At 69.2% G+C, this 17,166-nt stretch carries 15 protein-coding genes; all 15 read right to left on the minus strand.

What is annotated here, in order from left to right:
• Window positions 1–38: 38 nt before the first annotated feature.
• The 15 genes from AC04MI_RS07605 to AC04MI_RS07675 all read right to left on the minus strand — a co-directional run bounded on the left by AC04MI_RS07605 (window position 39) and on the right by AC04MI_RS07675 (window position 17,142).
• Complete coding sequence (locus AC04MI_RS07605) at window positions 39–1,493, minus strand: cobyric acid synthase (protein WP_476497519.1); 1,455 nt, start codon at window positions 1,491–1,493, stop codon at window positions 39–41.
• Window positions 1,494–1,528: 35 nt separating this feature from the next.
• Window positions 1,529–1,921 (minus strand): DUF3037 domain-containing protein, encoded by a 393-nt coding sequence (locus AC04MI_RS07610; RefSeq protein WP_146871350.1) that lies wholly within the window; start codon window positions 1,919–1,921, stop codon window positions 1,529–1,531.
• Window positions 1,908–2,702, minus strand: coding sequence for a HipA family kinase (locus tag AC04MI_RS07615; protein ID WP_121419636.1), 795 nt, complete (start codon window positions 2,700–2,702; stop codon window positions 1,908–1,910). Before AC04MI_RS07615 ends, AC04MI_RS07610 begins: the two co-directional genes overlap by 14 nt.
• Window positions 2,699–3,742 carry an aminotransferase class I/II-fold pyridoxal phosphate-dependent enzyme gene (locus AC04MI_RS07620; protein ID WP_436079067.1) on the minus strand — a complete coding sequence of 348 codons (1,044 nt, stop codon included), beginning with the start codon at window positions 3,740–3,742 and terminating at the stop codon, window positions 2,699–2,701. The genes AC04MI_RS07615 and AC04MI_RS07620 overlap by 4 nt, the downstream gene beginning before the upstream one ends.
• A gap of 20 nt (window positions 3,743–3,762) precedes the next feature.
• Window positions 3,763–4,704 (minus strand): adenosylcobinamide-phosphate synthase CbiB, encoded by a 942-nt coding sequence (gene cbiB, locus AC04MI_RS07625; RefSeq protein ID WP_436079212.1) that lies wholly within the window; start codon window positions 4,702–4,704, stop codon window positions 3,763–3,765.
• A 69-nt stretch (window positions 4,705–4,773) separates the two neighbouring features.
• Window positions 4,774–5,343 carry a cob(I)yrinic acid a,c-diamide adenosyltransferase gene (gene cobO, locus AC04MI_RS07630; protein ID WP_476497506.1) on the minus strand — a complete coding sequence of 190 codons (570 nt, stop codon included), beginning with the start codon at window positions 5,341–5,343 and terminating at the stop codon, window positions 4,774–4,776.
• Between the two features lie 29 nt (window positions 5,344–5,372).
• On the minus strand, window positions 5,373–9,560 hold the full coding sequence (gene cobN, locus AC04MI_RS07635; RefSeq protein ID WP_436079068.1) for a cobaltochelatase subunit CobN: 4,188 nt from the start codon (window positions 9,558–9,560) through the stop codon (window positions 5,373–5,375).
• Window positions 9,557–9,928, minus strand: coding sequence for a DUF2149 domain-containing protein (locus tag AC04MI_RS07640; RefSeq protein ID WP_476497507.1), 372 nt, complete (start codon window positions 9,926–9,928; stop codon window positions 9,557–9,559). Before AC04MI_RS07640 ends, cobN begins: the two co-directional genes overlap by 4 nt.
• Window positions 9,929–9,939: 11 nt before the next feature.
• Window positions 9,940–10,407, minus strand: coding sequence for a hypothetical protein (locus AC04MI_RS07645; protein WP_476497508.1), 468 nt, complete (start codon window positions 10,405–10,407; stop codon window positions 9,940–9,942).
• 29 nt (window positions 10,408–10,436) lie between these two features.
• A complete protein-coding gene (locus AC04MI_RS07650; RefSeq protein ID WP_476497510.1) occupies window positions 10,437–11,231 on the minus strand; it encodes an ABC transporter ATP-binding protein in 795 nt (264 codons plus the stop codon).
• A complete protein-coding gene (locus tag AC04MI_RS07655; protein ID WP_395453879.1) occupies window positions 11,228–12,253 on the minus strand; it encodes a FecCD family ABC transporter permease in 1,026 nt (341 codons plus the stop codon). Before AC04MI_RS07655 ends, AC04MI_RS07650 begins: the two co-directional genes overlap by 4 nt.
• Complete coding sequence (locus AC04MI_RS07660; protein ID WP_436079070.1) at window positions 12,250–13,281, minus strand: ABC transporter substrate-binding protein; 1,032 nt, start codon at window positions 13,279–13,281, stop codon at window positions 12,250–12,252. Before AC04MI_RS07660 ends, AC04MI_RS07655 begins: the two co-directional genes overlap by 4 nt.
• The gene (locus tag AC04MI_RS07665; RefSeq protein ID WP_436079071.1) at window positions 13,281–13,883 is read right to left on the minus strand and encodes a bifunctional adenosylcobinamide kinase/adenosylcobinamide-phosphate guanylyltransferase; all 603 of its coding nucleotides are present in this window, start codon (window positions 13,881–13,883) and stop codon (window positions 13,281–13,283) included. Before AC04MI_RS07665 ends, AC04MI_RS07660 begins: the two co-directional genes overlap by 1 nt.
• The gene (locus AC04MI_RS07670) at window positions 13,880–15,262 is read right to left on the minus strand and encodes a cobyrinate a,c-diamide synthase (RefSeq protein ID WP_476497511.1); all 1,383 of its coding nucleotides are present in this window, start codon (window positions 15,260–15,262) and stop codon (window positions 13,880–13,882) included. Before AC04MI_RS07670 ends, AC04MI_RS07665 begins: the two co-directional genes overlap by 4 nt.
• Window positions 15,259–17,142, minus strand: a complete 1,884-nt coding sequence (locus AC04MI_RS07675; RefSeq protein WP_436079072.1) for a TonB-dependent receptor domain-containing protein — start codon at window positions 17,140–17,142, stop codon at window positions 15,259–15,261. Before AC04MI_RS07675 ends, AC04MI_RS07670 begins: the two co-directional genes overlap by 4 nt.
• Window positions 17,143–17,166: the final 24 nt, after the last annotated feature.

Here is a 17,166-nt window from a genome sequence, read left to right on the forward strand (position 1 = left end):
GGTGTGAGGGGCTGAATGGCGCCACGGTATCCGGCGTGCTAAGGCGCCACCAGCGCATCCAGCACGCCCGGTGTGAAGCTGGTGCCCAGGAAGCCTGCGAGTCCGTCAAACACGCTGTCCAGCGTGGGCGCCTGCGCGCCAAACAGCGCGTGCAGCACTGCGGCATCCTCGAACAAGCCGTGCAGGTACACACCCAGCACGTTGCCTGCCGCGTTCTGCCAGGCGATGCCGGGGATGACCTCGCGCGCCACATCGCCCTTGGCAGCCATGGCCGGGTGCTGGGCGGTCTGGCCGTGGTGGATTTCGTAGCCCGTGACAGACACACCCGCCAGCGCGGCCCAGGCCCCCAACACCGCACCAAACTGCGCCTGGGTGCGTTGCACGGTCTTGGCAACCTCAAAGGTGGTGACCAGCGGCAGCAGGCCCAGRCCSGGCGCATTGCCGTCGATGCCTGCGGTGTCGAYCARYGCCTCGCCCAGCATCTGCAGGCCGCCRCASACGCCCAGCACCGTGCCGCCCTGCCCCGCGTGATGGGCAATGGCCTGGTCAAGCCCTTGCGCGCGCAGCCAGGCCAGGTCGGCAGCGGTGGACTTGGAGCCCGGCAGCACCACCCAGTCGGGGGGCTTGAGGCCCGCCAGGTCGGCCGGGCTGCGCGCCCAGATCAGGCGCACGCCGGGCACGTTCTTGAGCGGCTGAAACTCGTCCAGGTTGCTGATGCGCGGGTAGGCGATGACAGCCACGGTGGTGTGCACCGCGCCCGCTGACAACGTGCGGTCATCAAACACGCCGTCCTCCTCGGGCAGGCCATGGCGCCATTGCATGGGGATGGTGGCCACGGTGGGCACACCCGTGAGGTCTTGCAGCATCTGCGGCGCAGGCGCCAGCAGGCTGGCATCGCCGCGAAACTTGTTAAGCACAAAGCCTTGGATCAGCGCGCGCTCGTCCTCGGGCAACAGTGCCCAGGTGCCGTACAGGTGGGCGAACGCGCCGCCCCGGTCGATGTCGGTCACCAGCAGGCAGCGAGCATCGGCATGGCGGGCCACGCGCATGTTCACGATGTCGCTCGCGTGCAGGTTGATCTCTGCGGGCGAACCGGCGCCCTCGATCACCACCACGTCGTTTTCGGCGCGCAGTGCATCCAGCGCTGCGGCGATCTGCGGCCACACCTTTTCGCTGCGGCCGCGCCAGGGCATGGCGGTGAGCTCGGCGCTCACCTGCCCCATCAGCACGACCTGGCTGTGCGTGTCGGCCTCGGGCTTGAGCAGCAGCGGGTTCATGCGCACCTCAGGCTCGGCACGCGCAGCCAGGGCCTGGAAATACTGGGCGCTGCCGATTTCACCCATCACACCCGCAGGGCCCGACACCACACGTGCGTTGTTGCTCATGTTCTGYGCCTTGAACGGAGCAACCTTCAGACCCTGGTTGCTGTAGTAGCGGCACAGCGCCGTGGTGAGCCAGCTTTTGCCCGCGCCGCTGGTGGTGCCAAGCACCATCACACAACGGGCCAATTGGGGAGCAGAGTTTTCAGTCAAGGCAGTGGGCGGACCATGCGGTCCATGATGTGTTCAAGTGCTGCAGCCGCATCGGTGCAGCGGCCCGTGTGGACGGGAGAGGTCTGGATGATGGCGCTGCGTTTGGCGGTGAGCCAGTGAAAGCGCTGGCGGTACGGCAGGCGCGCAATGGGGCCACAGCCTTCGTCGCCCGCACAGATGGCCACGATGGCGGCCAGGTGGCGGCGCACGGCGTCAATGTCGGCGTGCGGGTCCATGGCCAACAGGCGCGCCTCGTCGAGCGCGATGGCAGCCTGGAGAAAGCCGGTGCGCTGGCACGAGAGGATCACGCCCGCGTTGATGAATTCCTCGCGCTCCACGCGCGGCACCACGCGTACGATGGCGTAGTCATACACCTCAGGCACGTGCATCGGCGGCCTCCTTCAGTGCATTCACCCAGGTGGCGCGCCCGGCCAGGCGGGCGCAGAAGTAGTCCACATAGGCCTGGCGGTGGGTAGGGGCAGCGGTCAGCAGGCCTTCTTCGTGATCTGCACCGGCCAGCACCAAAAACTCGTCGGGCACCTCGGCCAGGATGCCCGCCACCACCTCGGGCGTGAGGCGCGCGGCCAGCTCGGCATCCACCTGCGCGAGCAGCGTGGCCCGGGCCAGCAGCACATGGTCGGCAATGGGCGCAAAAGGTTTGGCGGGCAGGGCCACCGTGCCGTTCCAGGCGTGGTGAAAGGTCAGCGCCGCACCGTGGTCGATGAGCCAGGGCTGGCGGTGCCACATCAGCAGATTGGTGTTGCGCGCGGTGCGGTCCACATTGCCCACCAGCGCGTCGAACCACACGAGGCGTGATGCGAAATCATCCGACACCACATCCACCGCCGGGTCGAAATTGAGCGCGCCCGACAGGTAATCCAGCCCCACGTTCAGGCCACCGCTGGCGCGCACCAGGTCCTGGATCTCCGGGTCGGGCTCGGTCTGCGCCAGGGCGGGGTCGAGCAGGGCCAGCACGATGTCGGGCACGGGCAGGCCCAGCGCACGGGCGATGCCACCCGCGATCATTTCAGCCAGCAGGGCGCGCACGCCCTGCCCTGCGCCACGGAACTTGAGCACGTAGGTGCCCAGGTCGTCGCCTTCGACGATGGCGGGCATGGAGCCACCTTCACGCAGCGGCGTGACGTAGCGATTGACGGTGATGGTTCTCACAAGGTCTCCCTCGATCCGATGGAATGCGGGATGGTACGGCCCGACAGCGCCTGCCATGCGGCCTGCAGCGCATCTTGTGCCGCGGGCGCCAGCACCCCCAGGCGCACGGTGCCGTGGAGGCCGAACGACGTCGCATCCCGCAGCTTGATGCCGCTGGCTCGCAGCGCGGCCAGATCGCTTTGCAACGTGTTGGTGGCGGGCTGCGCGCAGAAATAGTTGGCCAGGCTGCCGGCGTGCAAGGCCCAGCCCAGGTCGATACACAGAGCCTGCTGGCGAGCCTTCCAGTCGCGCAGGGTGCGCAGGCTGTGCACCAGCCATTGCTGCACGGTGGCCTGCGTCCACGCCTGCAGCAGTGCCACGCCGTGGGCACCCACGGGCCAGGAAGACGCCAGGGCCGTCAGTCCCAGCGCCTGCTCTTCACAGTCTGGCGGCGCAATCGCATAGGCGGCACGTACACCCGTCAGCCCCAGGGCCTTGTTGGGGGTCCAGAGCTGCCAGCAGGCCGATGGCAGGTACGGCTGCGGTGCGCCGGTCCATGCGCCCTCGGGGTCCAACCTCATGGGGACATACGCGCAGTCGAGCACACGCCAGGCAGCAGCATCGCCCGGCCGCCAAGCGCCCAGCGCGGGATCTTCCAGCCCCAAAGGGCTCGACGGCTCGCACGCCCATTGCAAACCCGCCGCGGCACCACCGCTGCGCAGCACCTCCAGCCCGCGCACCTGCGCGGCCTGGGCGTAGTCCCCATAGCTGTGCGGCGGCACCGCTACTTGCACTGCGCCCTGCTGTGCGGCCAGCGCGGTGATGCGGTGGATGAACTCGCTGGCACTGGCCGCCAGCACGATGCGCCCTGGCGATACACCGTGGAAGGCGCCCAGTGCCTCGCGCAGCGCCGTGTAGGCCGGGTCAGGGTAGCGCGTGGCATCGGCCGACTGGAGGGCGCGCAGCGCCTCCGGGCAGGGCCCGCAGGCGTTGCTGTTGGTCGAAAAATCAAACACCGGGATGCCCGCAGCGTCCGGCCCACCATGCAATTGCACAGGCAAGCAAAAAGGACTTGGGAATATCATGCATGCACCCAGGCAAAGGCAACCAGGACCAGCAGCTGAAGGGCGGCCGCCACCGGCACCATCGCCAGCACCACCTGCGTGCCCAGGCGCGCGGCACGCCGCGTATCGAGTGGCCCAACCCGGTGGCCCTTGCTGTGCAGCGTGTACACACCCGGCTTTGCCAGGCGCACGTTCAACGCCAGTGCCATGGCCGCCATGGGCCAGCCGCTGTTGGGCGATGGCGTCTTGCGCGCCTGGCGGGCCAGCGTGGAAAACGGCAGTCCCCTGGCGACCACCGCCAGCAACAAGGCGGTGATGCGGGCCGGCACCCACGACAGCACATCGTCCGCCCGCGCCGCCCACTTGCCCGCCCATTGCCAGTAGCGCCCGCTGCGCATGCCGGGATAGCCCCACATGGCGTCGGCCGTATTGGCCATGCGGTACAGCGCAGCCCCCGGCAGACCCAGCAGCGCAAACCAGAACAGCGGCGCCACCACGGAATCGTTGAGGTTCTCGGCCAGCGACTCGATGGCCGACTCGCGCACCTGCACGGCGGTGAGAGCGCTCACGTCCCGGCTCACCAGCCGGGCCAGTTGCGCGCGCCCGGCGGGCAGCGACTGGCCCAGCGCCACCTCCACCGCCAGCACCTCGTCGTGCAGCATGCGCCAGGCCAGCAGAGGCTTGAGCAGCAGCGCCAGCATGCCGAGGGCAAGCCAGCCCACCAGCGTCAACGCCAGGTGCTGCAAGCACCAGGAAACTATCAAAACAATAGCAGCCAAGACAATCCACACTAGCGCCCCCAGCCAAAAACGCCGAAAGTCCTGTGCCACAGGCGTCAGCGGGGCCACCCGCTCCCCCCCCCAGTGCAAGGCCGTGCCCATCCACACCACCGGGTGCCAGCGGGCGGGCGGCTCCCCCAACCACCAGTCAATGGCCAGTGCCAGCAGCGGCACTCCCATCCACACCGCGGCCGCAGGCCAGCCCAGGCCCGGGAGCAGTAGCAAGGACCAGTGCTCGGACACAGTGGCTCAGTCTTCAATGCCGCGCTGCGCGGGAATGCCCGCCTTGAACGCGTGCTTGATCAGTTGCATCTCGGTCACGGTGTCGGCCAGCTCAATGATCTCGGGGGGGCAGCGGCGGCCGGTGAGGCACACGTGCACGTCCTTGGGCCGATCGCGCAGGGTCTGCAACACGCCGTCGAGCGGCAGCCAGCCGTAGATCAGCGGGTAGGTGATCTCGTCCAGCACCACCAGAAAATGCTCGCCCGACAGGATGGCGGCGCGCGCCTTTTCCCAGCCGTCGCGCGCGAGCTGGGCCGAGTGCTCCAGGTCCTKGCTCTTCCAGCTGAAGCCGTCGCCCAGCCCCTCGATGGGCAGGCCGATCTGCTCGAACATGCGGTGCTCGCCAAAACGCGCGGTGGGCACCTTCATGAACTGGAAGATCTTCACAGCCTTGCCCCGGCCATGCGCGCGCAGCGCCAGGCCAAAGGCGGCCGTGCTTTTGCCCTTGCCGTCGCCGGTGTTGACGATGACAAGGCCCCGGCGTTCGCCCTCGGGTTTTTCGTAGCGTTTTTCGGTGGGCGGGGTTTCGATCTGCATGGTGTCGATTCTTTCAGAGAGGCCAGGCATCACACGCCGGCCGGTTGCAACGGGGAAGACAAGGAGGACGGACGGCGCGCCTGCCACGCGGCGCCCGCCATCGCCACCAGGGCCATGACCAGCAGGGCCACTATGCCGGCCATGCGCTCCACGGGGCTGGGCTCTTTGACGGCGTCGGGGGCTTTGCGCTCGGGCTGGCGCTCCAGCAATACGCCCATGGTAGGCACGGCGGGCGCGGAAGGTGGTGCTTCTGCCTGGGCGGGCGGCGCGGGCAGGTCAGCGGCGGGGGGCGCAGGCTGTGGCGCTGCCAGGGCTGGCGACTGCGGCGCCGCAATGGCCATACCTGCAGGCGGGGTCAGCTCTACGGACTCACCACGCGCCGCTCGCTCCACCCAGCGGCGCACGCTGGGCAGCTCGGCCGCCAGCGGCGCGGCGCGCGTCAGCTCCTGGTACATCTGCGCCAGTTGTTTTTGCGTGTCGGCATCGGCCTGCCAATAGCCCTGGCGCTGCGCCTGCACCAGGCGCTCCAGCGACTGGGCATAGGCCTGAGGATGCTCTTTGAGCCACTCGGGCAGGCCCAGCTGGTGCTTGTCGCGCACCAGCACGTCATAAAAGCTTTGCCAATGGTCGCTGCGCACCGTGTCGGGCGCTACGGCCTGCCAGCCCCAGGCGAACTGCACGGCCTTGAGCACCTGCAGCGTGCCCGAATAGCCCTCGGCCCTCTGCGCCTGGAGCCAGCCCGGGTGCAGGTAGCGCGACTGCATCTCCAGCGCAATGGCGCGCTGTGCAGTTTCGGTAGTGGGCTCGCCTGCATCCTGCAGCTGGGCCACATGCAGCTCCAGCCCCTGCGCTCGCCCGGCCACGCGGGCGGCCGCCGACAGGCCGCCCAGGTACTGGAACGGGTCGTCCGAGCTGACCATGGCATACAGGTGCGAGCTGCGCGACAGGATGGCGGCATCGGTGCGGCGCAGGTGGGCACCCAATGCCTGGGCCGCCACACCGCCCGCCACGCCGGTCACGGGTTCACCCTCCAGATAAGGCTGGCTCATGCGTTCGAGGAACATCTGGCCCAGGCGCGCATCGTTGGTTTGCAGGCCGTCGCTTTGCACCGCGTCCGACAGGCCGGTGCCATAGTCGCCCACCGCATTGCCGAACGAGCGCACGCGCGCCAGTTGCTCGGCCTGCGCGCGGGGCACGCCCTGCTTGCGCAGCTCCTGGCCGATCTGCGCGGTATTGCGAGCGATCACGTTGCCGGGCTCGGCCGTGGCGGCCTGGGCCACCGCGCGGTCGAGCAGCGCCATCAGCGCGGGAAACTGGTCGCGGTACGAGCCGGTGATGCTCATGAGCACATCGACGCGCGGGCGTTTCAGCTCATCGGCGGGGATGGTCTCGACGCGCACCGGGCGGCCCGAGTCATCCCACACCGGGCGTATGCCCAGCGCCACCAAGGCCTGGGCTTCCATGATGCCCTGGTGGCGCAATGTTTCACCCGCCCACAGCGACAGCGCCATGCGCTCTGGCGCCTGGCCGCCATGGCGCGCCTGGTAGTCCTTGAACCAGTCGTTGAATAGCGTCTGCGCCACGGCATAGGCCTGGCGTGTGGGCAGGCGGCTCGGGTCCAGCCCCGTGAGGTTGCGGCCTGTGGGCAGGCTGTCGGGGTTGCGGATGGGGTCGCCACCGTAGGCCGCGGGCAGGTAGCGCCCTTCCAGCGCAGCCAGCATGCCGGGCAGCTCGCCCTCCGTGGCCAGCAGGCGCTCCAGCTCCTGCGCGCGCTGGGCCAGCTGCAGCAGCGCGGGCGTGTCGATGGGTTTGCGCGCGGCGCGGTTGGGCACATGGTCTTCGGCGCGCACCAAGCCGTCCTGTGCTGGCGGTGCGTCAGGCAGCACGGGGCGCAGGTCCAGCACGCTGGCGGCCTGCGCATCCTTCAAGGCCACTTCCAGCCAGCGCGCAGGGCGTGCAGCCAGCACCGCGTCGTGCTTGATCAGGAAGGCTTCGTCGATGTCCTCACCCAGCGCCTCGATCAGCGGCTTGCGCAGCGCCTGCAAGATGGTCTCGCGCCGCTGCTCGGGCGCGGGCACGCGGCCGAACACGGCCAGGCCCTTGGGCTGCGAGCTTTGCGCGAGCTGGTCCAGGTAGGGATGCAGAATTTCAAGAAAGCCGTGGAAGTCGGCCGCGATGCGCTCGGCGCTCCAGCCCAGGTCGCGGTGCAGCTGGTGTTCTACAAACTGCGCCACCAGCTGCTTTTCGAGCGCGCGGCGTGTGGGGCCTTCGTCCACGGTTTCCCATTCGTGCATCACCTCGTGCATGTGGGCCATGCGCGCCTCGAAACCTGCCGGCGCGAACACGGGCGTGCGGTGGCTCACCAGCACGGCGCGGCCCCGGCGCTTGGCCGTGAGGGCCTCGCCCAGGTTGTCCACGATGTAGGGATAGACCACGGGCAGATCGCCCAGGGGCAGCAGCGCGTCGTCGTGCACATCGAGCGCACGCGCCTTGCCACCGGCCCATTCCTGCGTACCGTGGGTGCCAAAGTGGATCAGCGCATCGGCCTCCAGCTGCGCCCACAGGTACACCGCCAGGTAATGGTGCGACAGCGGCGCCTTGCTCTTGTGCATGAACGGGTTCTGGCCCAGGCGCAGTGTTTCTTCGCGCGGGGGCTGGGGCAATACCGAGAGCTTGCCCACCTGCAGGCGCGGGATGGCGAACACCTTTTCGCCCTGCCACTCGACCACGTAGCGGCTCTTTGCGGGAGTGCCCCAGTGCGCATTCATGCGCTCGCGCACGGCCTTCGGCAGCGTGGCCAGGTGCTGCTCATAACGCGCCAGTGGCAGCGCGGCAGCCTGTCCGTTTTGCAGCAGCGCGCGCACATCAGCACCGGGGTAGTAGGCGGCCAGCAGCGGCTTGAGCCCATCGATCCAGCCCTGCTCGGGCACCTGCTGGGTGCGGTAGCCCGCCTGGGCCAGGCCGCCCGACACCTGCTCCAGGCTGCGCGGCACGTTGAGGAACGAGGCACCGAAGTTGGTGCCGCCCGGCGGGTAGTTGTAGACCATGGCCACCAGGCGCTTGTCGGCGGCGGGTTTGGTCTGCAGTGCGATCAGCCGCCGCGCCTTCGCGGCCACAGCCTGGGCCTGGCGCTCGATGAGGCGAAAGTCCCGGCCCTCAGCGCCGTGGGCGGCGACCAGGACCGGGTCGATGGCACCGGCCGCTTCGGGCTGCGCCAGGTAGAACGGCACATCGGACAGCGACAGCCCCGTGTCGCTGGCCTCCCACGCAGCGGCATCACCCGCGCGGTAGGGCTGCGTGCCCAGCAGCGGCACGCCCCAGCGCGCCAGCAGCGGCTGCAGCGCAGCGGCCTGAGGCACCAGCTGGTGCAGCACCAGGGCCGAGGCATGCAGGCGGCCCGTGCCTGGGCCAGAGCCTCCTTCAGCGGGCAGCTCCAGCACCTCGGCCAGCGTCTGCGCCGTGACCTGCTGACCGAAGGCCGCATAGGCGAACAGGCCCTGCTGGCGGAAGGTGCGCAACCAGGCATCGAGCCACTCCGTGCTGCCGTCGATGAAGTGGTGGCGGTGCACCAGCACGGCCACGGCGGGCAGGCTGCGCAGCGCGGGCTGGCCCTGACGCCAGGCCTCCAGCGTGGCCGCGTTGGACAGCAGGCGGGGCGCGTCGGGGTGGTAGATGCCCCGGGCGGGCAGGATGTCGGGCGCGGGCAAGGCGGGCATGGCGGCCCCTGCCACCGTGGCGCGCGCCAGGGCGATGGCGTTCTTGAGATTGCGCGGGCCGCCCGCCTGCAGGTAAGCCACCATGCGGGCAGGAGCCTCCAGCGCAGACAGGTCCACAGCAGGCGTGCCCGCAGGCACCCAGACCACGCGGCCGGGGAAACGTGAGGCGCGGGCATCGAGCTGCGCGCCGACCATGCGGCGCAAGCGCGCCTCCACGCTGGCATGCGGGGCATCCACCCACACCATGGCGGCGCCTGCCAGTGCGCGCTCCAGCTTCTGGGCCTGGGCCGCGTCCAGTACCGCCGGGCCGGCCAGCGGGTAATCGATGTGCACAAAGCCCAGGCCCGCGTCGGAGGCCAGGCGCTGCACCATGGCCGTGCGCGGGGCGGTGGTGATGTCGGACGTGAGCCAGAGCAACACGGGCGCAGACTGTGCGGCCTGCACCAGCGGCGCAGCCAGCAGCAGGCACCACAGTGCCGCGCGCAGGATCAGCGCCGTCATGGCTTGGCGGGTGCCGGCGCGGCGGCGCCACCCGCGCCACCGGCCGAAGCGCTGGCAGGAGCAGCGCCCGTTTCAGGGATGTAGACGATATTGCCGTCTTCCAGCTTGTAGGCCACGCCCGCACGCACGCCCTGCCCTTGCGCTGCGCTGCCAGCGCCCTTGAAGCGCACTTCCTTGCCCTGCTCGCGCACGACCACTTCCATGTCGGGCTGGCCCGCGTTGCGGATGATGGTGACGCTCTCATGAGCGCTGGTCTGGGTCTGCACGGCCACGGCCGTCAGCAGCGCCACCACCAGCACCAGGAACACATCCACCAGGTTCACGGCCGACAGCATCGGGTCGTCGTCGTCCTCTGCCAGGACGTTCAAGTGGCGCAAGCTCATTGCGYCACCCCGCGCTCCTTGCGCACCACCAGCAGTTCGGCCAGCAGCCAGCGGCGGCGCACCGAGTACACCACCAGGCCCACCGACGCGGCAGCCAGCGCCAGCACCACGCCCGCAAAGGCGCCGCTGAACACCGCCAGCGCCTGCTGGCCGTTGCCCGCCGCCACGCTCTGCAGCGCGGGGCCGAGTGGGATCATCGTGGCGATCAGCCCCAGCATGGGCGACAGGCGGCTGAGCAGGCGCACGGGCTCCACCTGGCGCACCAGTTGCAGCTCCAGCTCTTCCATCGACAAACCCGGAGCCACGCGCAGCGAACGGTACTGCGGCTGGCGCCAGCGCTGCCACGCCTCCATGAGCGTGGCGCCGCCCGACCACAACGCGTAGACAAACGCCAGCCCCACCAGCACCAGCACCGGCCACAGCAACGACTGCGCAACCTGCGAAAAACCCGACTCGATGTTCATGCTTCCACTCCCTCAATCCATGTGTTGTTTCATTGGCTGTGCTTGCGCTGCATCGATGGCAGCGCCATCCACATGCCATCCAGATGCCGCACGTGGATGCGGTGGTCAAACACGCTCTCCAACGCGGCGTGGGTATCGGGCGCATCGCAGGCGCCCTGGTGCAGCACGCGGCCCTGTGCCATCACCACCATGTCGTCGGACTGCAGTGCCAGCGACACCTCGTGCAGCACGCTGACCACCGTGCCCCCCGCATTGACCAGTGCACGCATGGTGTGCAGCCAGTCGGYCTGRTGCGGCGGGTCGAGGTTGGCSAGSGGCTCGTCCATCAGCAGCACCTGCGCCTGCACCGCGAGAGCCCGGGCCAGCAGCACGCGCTGGCGTTCGCCGCCCGACAGCTGCGACAGCGGACGGTGGCGCCAGTCCCAGGCCTGCGTGGTGCGCAGCGCCTGCTCCACCGCTGCGTGGTCGGCCGCACCCGGCGGTGCCAGCCAGGCCTGGTGCGGCAGCCGGCCGAGCATGGCCACGTCATAACTGGTCAGGTCGTCGGCCGAGCCTTCGTTCTGCCCCAGCCAGGCGAGCTGGCGGGCGCGTTCGCGCGCAGGAATCTGCACCAGCGGGCGGCCGAGCAACAACACGTCGCCCTGCACCGCCACACGTGGCAGCAGGCCCGCCAGCACCTTGAGCAGGGTGGACTTGCCCGCGCCGTTGGGGCCGACGATGCTGGTCCAGCGCCCGGCGGGGAATTGCAGGTCGATGCCCTGCAGTATCAAGCGATTTCCGATGCTTGCGCCTATCTGGCGAGCGCTGATAGCTATTGAATTCATAGCGCACCGCCTTGCGCCGTGCGCCGGTGCATGAGCCACAGCAGGTAGGTGCCGCCCAGCGCCGCCGTGAGCACGCCCACGGGCAGCTCCTGCGGCGCCAGCAGCCAGCGCGCCAGGATGTCGGCCGCCATCAGCAGCACCGCGCCCATCAGGCTGGACAGCACGATGTGCCGTTCGTGTGTCACGCGCACGATGGAACGCACCAGGTGCGGGGCGGCCAGCCCCACAAAGGCGATGAGCCCCGTCTGCGCCACCGCCGTGCCCGTGGCCAGCGCCATGGCAGCCACCAGCCCCACACGCATGGGCATGAGTGGCAGGCCCAGGCTGGCGGCCGTGGCCTCGCCCAGCGTGAGGCCGTCCAGCGCACGTGCCAGCATCCAGGCAACCACCGAGCACAGCGTCCAGGCCACGGCCATGAGCAAGCAGGCCGCCCAGCCCACAAAAGCCGTGCTGCCCAGCGTGAAGGCCTGCATGGCCTGCAGGATGTCGGGCGAGGCCAGTTCCACCAGGTCACGCAGCGCACCCAGCACCACGCCCACAATCACCCCCGCCAGCAACAAGCGCAGCGTGTGCTGCACGCCCTTGGCGAGCAGCAGCGTGAGTACCACCGCCCCCGCCGCGCCCAAAAATGCCATGCCCGTGATACCGATGCGGGCCATCCACTGCGCCGCCACCGGCGACACCCCGAAGAGCGCCATGGCGACAGCCCCGCCCAGCGCTGCGCCCGAGGCGCTGCCCAGCAGGTACGGGTCGGCCAGCGGGTTGCGAAACAAACCCTGCGCCACCGCGCCAGACAGGCCCAGCAGCGCCCCCGCCAGCCACGCACCCGCCGTGCGCGGCAGGCGGATGTCCCACACGATCTGCCATGCCACAGGGTCACCGTGCATGCGCAGCACGCTGTCAAAGCCCGTGCTGCCCACGCTGGCGCCACACACCGCCAGCAACGCGCTGGCGAGCAACAGCCAGGCGGCACACCATGCGGCGCGGCGGCTTTGCCCGATGTACTTGGTGGACGAATTCACTTGCCGCTATTTCCAACGTGGGCAGCGGCTGCGACAGGCACGGCCGAGGCCAGTGCACCCGTGGAACTGGCTTTGCCAGGCCACTGGGTGCGTCCCCCTGAGGGGGAAGGCGCCGCAGGCGACTCAGGGGGAGCTTTCTCCACCAGACACCGCGCCATGATGCGGGCCGCCTCGGCCATGCGCGGCCCAGGGCGCACCACCACATCGGAATCGCCGGGGCCAAACACGCACAGCCGGTTCTCGCGGATGGCACGCATGGAAGCCCAGCCGGGGTACGGCACCATGGCCTGCATGCTGCGGTTGCCGATCATGATGATGTCGGGGTTGGCGCGCACCACGAACTCGGGGTTCAGGCGCGGAAACGGCCCCAGCGACGCTGGCACCACGTTGCGCACGCCCAGCCGGGTGAGCGATTCGCCAATGAACGACGCCTCGCCCGCGGCATAGGGCCCACGGCTCACCTCGAAGTACACACGCACATTTTTGGCCTTGGGCGGCAGGGACTGTGCAGCCGCCAGCACGCCCGCGTCGATCACACGCCAGAGGCGGTCGGAGCCTTGCGCGCGGGGCACGCCCAGCAGGTCGCTCACCGTGCCCAGCACGCGGCGCACGTCGGCATGCGTCTTGGGCTCCAGCTGCACCACGGTGAGGCCGAGCGCCTCCAGCCTGTCACTGGCGCGCGAGCTGACGGACATCAGCACCACATCGGGCTGGAGTGCCACGACGGCCTCGATGCTCGGGTCCAGCCCGCCCCCCACCTTGGGCAGCTTGGCAATCACGGCCTCCGGCCAGTTGGAGTAGCGGTCCACACCCACCAACCGGTGGCATTGCTCCAGTTCGCACACGCTTTCGGTCAGCGAGGGCAACAGGCTGACGATGCGCTGGGGGGGCCGGGGCAGCGAGACCTCGCGGCCCCGGTCGTCCCGGATGTGCACCGGCTGCGCACGCGCGAGGCCGGCCATCAGCAGGCCCAGCAGCACCAGGATGGCGATGACCCACAGGATGCGGCGCACGGGGGTTGGTTTCATCAGCAGGGTTCCTTCAAAGTGAGAGGCAGACCGGCAGCCATCAACGTGACCCGTGGACACACCTGCGCCACCTGCTGGTTGAGCATGCCCAGCGCATCAACAAAGGCGCGCACCTCGCGCCCCATCGGGATGACCCCCAGGCCAATTTCGTTGCCCACCAGAACAACGGGCCCGGGGGACTGCCGAATTGCTTCCAAAAACATAGCAGCCTGGGCATTCCACTCTAGCGCTTGCGCCTGTTTTTGCTCCAAATCCATGGTTTCGAACCCCAGGGGCATGGTCCAGTGGGTGAGCCACAGCGTGAGGCAGTCCACCACCAGGAGGGTTTGCGGCGCGCTGTGCCGCACAACGGCAGCGGCCACATCGCGCGGCTCTTCCACCGTCTGCAAACCTGGCACGCGCTCGGCGCGGTCGCGCTGGTGGCGGGCAATGCGGTCGCGCATCTCGTCGTCCCAGGCCTGCCCGGTGGCGATCAGCACGGCGCGGTGGTCGGCGGACCGGGCCAGCCAGTCGCGTGCCAGCAGCTCAGCGCGGCGGGATTTGCCGCTTTTCTGACCGCCCAGGATGAGTTCGGTAGTGATGGGATGCGAGGCGGATGTCATGCTTTGCTCTGGCCGYCGAGAAGATGCGCAACCGCCTCGGGGCTGGACGGGAACCACGCATGGAAGTAGCTGGCATGGATGCTGCCCTGCTGGTACAGAGCCTCACCCGCATCCGGCGCAACCGCCTCGTTGGGTCGCGCCGTGCGGGCCACCACGGGAGCGCTGCTGTCGCTGGTCGAATAGTGGAAGGTGTGGCCGCGCAGCGTATGTCCTGCCACGGTCAGCTGCTGCGGCCCCAGGGCCGCCAGGCGCTTTTGCATGGTCACGCGGCCCGGCAGCAGGCCCCACAGCGGAGCAGCGCTACCATCGGCCAGCGTGATGGAATCAAACAGCGCCATCATGCCGCCGCACTCGGCCCACAGGGGTTTGCCTGCGGCCACATGGGCACGCAGGCTGGCCAACATGCCGGTGTTGGCCGCGATCTGCGCGGTGTGCAGCTCGGGGTAACCGCCGGGCAGCCACACGGCATCGCAGTCCGGCAACGCCGTGTCTTGCAGGGGCGAGAAGAACGCCACGCGGGCGCCCATCTGTTCCAGGCATTGCACATTGGCGGCGTAGGTAAAACAGAACGCCGCGTCACGCCCCACGGCCACGGTGCGGCCCGCGAGCAGCGCTGGCGCAGCAATCTTCGAGGCGGGCGCCGGAAAGTCCACAGCCCAGCGCTGCATATCCTCCAGCGTCATCTGGCCCAGGGGGGTAGCGGCCAGGGCATCGGCCGCTGCGTCCAGCCGCTGCAGGCTGTCGTCCAGCTCGTGCGCGGCCACCAGGCCCAGATGGCGCTCGGGCAGCAGCGCGGCGCCAGCCTTGCCCGCAGCAGAGGCTGCACCAGGCTGCACCCGCATCAGCGCCCCCATCCAGTCATCCACATCGTGCAAGCCGTCACGCAACATGTCGGCATGGCGGGCACTGCCGACGCGGTTGGCCAGCACACCGGCCCAGGGCAGGCCCGGGCGGTAGTGGCGCAGGCCATAGGCCAGCGCGCCAAACGTGCCCGCCATGGCGGAGGCATCGACCACCGCCAGCACCGGCACCGCAAAGTGCCGGGCCAGGTCGGCTGCGCTGGGGTTGCCGTCAAACAGACCCATCACGCCTTCGATCAGGATCAGGTCCGACTCGCGCGCAGCGTCGTGCAGGCGCTGCGCGCAGTCGGCCTCACCGTTCATCCACAAATCGAGCTGGTGCACCGGCGCACCACTGGCCAGCTGGTGCCAGTGCGGGTCCAGGAAATCCGGCCCGCACTTGAACACCCGCACCCGCCGGCCCTGGCGCGCATGCAGGCGCGCCAGGGCGGCAGTGACGGTGGTCTTGCCCTGCCCGGAAGCCGGGGCCGCGATCAGCAACGCGGGGCAGCGGGCAGCAGCGGTCGTCGCCAGGGTCACTGCGGCGCCCACTTCACACCGACGTACACCGTGCGGCCTGCGGTGGCGTAGGTGCGGGCCAGCTGGTAGTCCTTGTCGGCCAGGTTGTCGATGCGCGCCAGCAGCGTGTAGTCGCGTGCAAGGCGGGTGCTGGCATACAGGTTGACCAGCGCATAGCCGCCGAGCACATTGGTATTGGCCACGGTGTCGAAGCGGCGGCCCGACGCCTGCACTTCGGCGCCCACGGTCCAGCCCGCCAGGCGGGTGTCGGCGCCGAAGGTGGCGTGCTGCTTGGCACGGCGCGCCAGCTGCTTGCCGGTGTCCAGATCACGCGGGCGCTGCAGGTCGATGGAGCCGTGCAGCTGCACATCGCCCAGGCGGTGCGAGCCAGCCAACGTCACGCCCTTGTATTCGGCCCGGGCCGTGTTGGCGTAGCAGCCAAAGTCCGACAGGCAGGTGCCGGGGCCTGAGAACGAAATCAGGTTGCTCACACGGTTGCGGAACAGCGTGGCAGAGAAGGTGCTGTTGCCCTGGGCATAGCGCAGCGCCACTTCGGCATTGCGGCTGCTTTCGGGGCGCAGCGTGGCCACGCCGTATTCGCTGAAGCGGTGGTACAGCGTGGGCGCGCGGAAGGCCGTGCCCACCGACGCCGTGGCGCGCCACTGCGGTGTGATGGCATAGCCGTAGGCCACGCTGCCGGTGCTCTTGCCGCCAAACTCGCTGTCGGAATCGTGGCGCAGGTTGAGCTGCACGGTGTGGCCTGCAGCGTTGTAGCCGTAGCCCAGGGCCAGCGCGTCCTGCGAGCGCTTGGCATCGATGGGGGCGTTTTCGAGGCGGTCTTCACGGCGCTCCAACGCGGCCGTGACCAAGTGCGCGCCCTGGCGCCATTCGTTCTGGAAGTAGTAGCCACGCAGGCGCGTGTCGCTCAGGTAGGGCGAGGGGCGGGTTTCGTATTCATCGCGCGAGTCGGTGATGGAAAAGCGCGTCTTGTAGGCACTGCTCCACTGCGCGATCCAGTTGAGGCCCAACGCGTGCATGGTGTGCAGGTTGCGGTCGTCCTTGCCCAGGCCGCTGTCGTAGCCGCTGTTGGTGTCGTTCAGCATGAGGGTGCCTTCGAGGCGATGCACTGCGTTCACCTGCAGGCCTACCCGCGCGTGGCCTGCCGTGCTGCGGTAGCCGTCACGGTCGGGGTTCTGTCCAGCGATGGGGCGCGCGTTGAAGCCCTTGCTGTCATCACGCGCCAGTCCCAGGGCGTAGTCCAGCGTGCCGCTGGCACCACTGATCCCTGCCTCGAGCTTGGTGGTGTTGTGGCTGCCCACGCCCACGCCCACGTAGGGCGCCGTGCCGTTTTCACCGCGCTTGGTGAATATCTGCACCACGCCGCCCAGGGCGTCCGAGCCATAGACAGCACCCGCCGGACCGCGCAGCACTTCAATGCGGTCGATGAGGCCCAGCGGAATGCTCTCCCAGGGCGCGCCACCGGTGGATTGAGAGTCGATGCGCACCCCATCGATGTACACCGCAGTAAAGCGCGATTCCGCGCCACGCAAAAACACGCCAGTGGTGGTGCCAGGGCCACCATTGCGCGAGAACTCCACACCGGGCAGACGGGCCAGCAAGTCGGCCAGACCGGTGGCGCCACTGCTTTCGATGGTTTCGCGGTCCACGATGGAGATGTCGGCCACCAGGTCGGCCAGCGGCTGCGGGGTGCGCGTGGCTGCCACCACCGTTTCAGACAACGAAGGTGCGCGCAGGTTTTGCGCCAGCAGCTCGCCGGTGGCCGGGGCGGTCTGTGCGAAAGCGGCGCAGGCGCTGCCAGCCAACAGTGACAGCAGTGCCAGGCGTGGGGCGGGCAGGCGCAACGACGCCACAGGGCGCGCACGAAGGGTACGGATTTTCATGGGGATCAAGGTCAACAAACAACC

It is taken from the genome of Acidovorax sp. LjRoot204 (assembly GCF_056175785.1).

Bases quoted from the DNA above. Each gene is read 5' to 3' on its own strand.
- AC04MI_RS07610 (WP_146871350.1), bottom strand. From the start codon at position 1,921: ATGCACGTGCCTGAGGTGTATGACTACGCCATCGTACGCGTGGTGCCG.
- cbiB (WP_436079212.1), bottom strand. From the start codon at position 4,704: ATGGGAGTGCCGCTGCTGGCACTGGCCATTGACTGGTGGTTGGGGGAG.
- cobN (WP_436079068.1), bottom strand. From the start codon at position 9,560: ATGACGGCGCTGATCCTGCGCGCGGCACTGTGGTGCCTGCTGCTGGCT.
- AC04MI_RS07660 (WP_436079070.1), bottom strand. From the start codon at position 13,281: ATGAAACCAACCCCCGTGCGCCGCATCCTGTGGGTCATCGCCATCCTG.
- AC04MI_RS07665 (WP_436079071.1), bottom strand. From the start codon at position 13,883: ATGACATCCGCCTCGCATCCCATCACTACCGAACTCATCCTGGGCGGT.
- AC04MI_RS07675 (WP_436079072.1), bottom strand. From the start codon at position 17,142: ATGAAAATCCGTACCCTTCGTGCGCGCCCTGTGGCGTCGTTGCGCCTG.